This window comes from Microbacterium sp. P5_E9 (assembly GCF_054049175.1).
Window position 1 is genome coordinate 1 of record NZ_JBFUMV010000035.1, and the last position, 1,405, is coordinate 1,405.

A 1,405-nucleotide genomic window follows, 5' to 3' on the forward strand; every position below is an offset into this window, starting at 1 on the left:
CGCCTACAGTCCGCACTTCTGGGGCGGGCCGCTGCTGGGCTTCAAGGCCCCGAATCCGCGCACGCTGGAGATCGCCGAGCGCTCCTTCACGCAGATGGTGCGCTCCGGCCTCGATGTATCGCGCTGTTCCATGAGCGCCTGGCCGTGGCGCCGGGCGATGTGTTGTACCTGCGACCGAAGGCGGCAGCGGTCCATCTCTTCGATGCGGGTAGCGGAGTGCGCATGGTAACGGTCGGGGGTCGAAGAGTCCGTATTGATGTGGACAAAGGAAGTATGTAGAGGGACGCCTGTCAGCGATCGGCGTAATCAGGCCACTTCAGAGTCGGCGTATTCCGGCCACCTGAGGCCRGGCGACGGCGTGCTGGGAGTCGGCATATAYCGGCCRGCGCAGAGTCGGCATATACCGGCCACTGCRTAGTCGGCGTAATCCGGCCACCAGCAGCGCCGAAGGCGTYTCGAAGCTTCGTTTATCCACGCGGTACCTTCCGGGCTTTTTGCTCAGGAGGTGACCGTCGTGGGTCGCAGGAGAATCGAGATGTTCCAGTACCGACAAGTGCTCGTGCGGCTGCGCGCGGGCGATTCCGTGCGCGAGATCGCGCGCTCTGGCCTCATGGGTCGCGACAAGCTTGGCGAGCTGCGAGCCGTGGCTCAGCAGCAAGGCTGGCTCGACGTCAGTGCCGAGGTGCCCGGCGACGAGGCCATCGCCACGGCGCTCGGTCAAGGCCGGCGRGTGGCCAGCTCCACYATCTCCAGCGTCCAGCCACACCGCGATGYGGTCAAGCGCTGGCAYGAGGCSGGCGTGCAGGGCCGTGCCATCCACGCWGCACTCAAGCGAGAGCACGCCTACGGCGGCAGCTACTCGGCCGTCGTGCGCATGCTGCGCCAGCTGCGCGGCGAGCAGCCGCCCGAGGTCACGGTGCGGTTGAGCTTCGCTCCCGGCGAAGCCGCCCAGGTCGACTTCGGCGCCGGCCCCGTGCTCACCCACCCCGACGGCAAGCCGCGGCGCACCTGGGCCTTCGTCATGACGTTGTGCTACAGCCGCCACCAGTACGTCGAATTCGTATGGGACCAGAGCTCGGCCACCTGGCTGGGCTGCCACCGTCGTGCCTTCGAGTGGTTCGACGGGGTTCCCGAGCGCGTGACCATCGACAACGCCAAGTGCGCCATCGTCAAGGCTTGCAGCCACGACCCGTTGGTACAACGCGCCTATGCCGAATGCGCCGAGGGCTACGGCTTCAAAATCGACGCCTGCCCTCCACGGGATCCGCAAAAGAAAGGTGTCGTCGAAGCGGGGGTCAAATACATCAAAGGCAACTTCCTGCCCACGCGGACCTTCCGCGATCTGGGCGACTTGAACGCACAAGCGCGGCAGTGGGTCATGCAAGAAGCTGGCACCCGCATGCAC

General features: G+C 66.1%; 2 protein-coding genes. Both read left to right on the top strand.

Annotation, left to right across the window (positions count from 1 at the left end; all coding sequences use genetic code 11):
- A partial coding sequence (locus ACXJ3V_RS20035) for a hypothetical protein (RefSeq protein ID WP_457102114.1) occupies positions 1–229 on the top strand: 229 nt, incomplete at its 5' end.
- Between the two features lie 306 nt (positions 230–535).
- Positions 536–1,405, top strand: an 870-nt coding sequence (gene istA, locus ACXJ3V_RS20040; protein ID WP_457102115.1) for an IS21 family transposase, incomplete at its 3' end; no start/stop codon positions are given.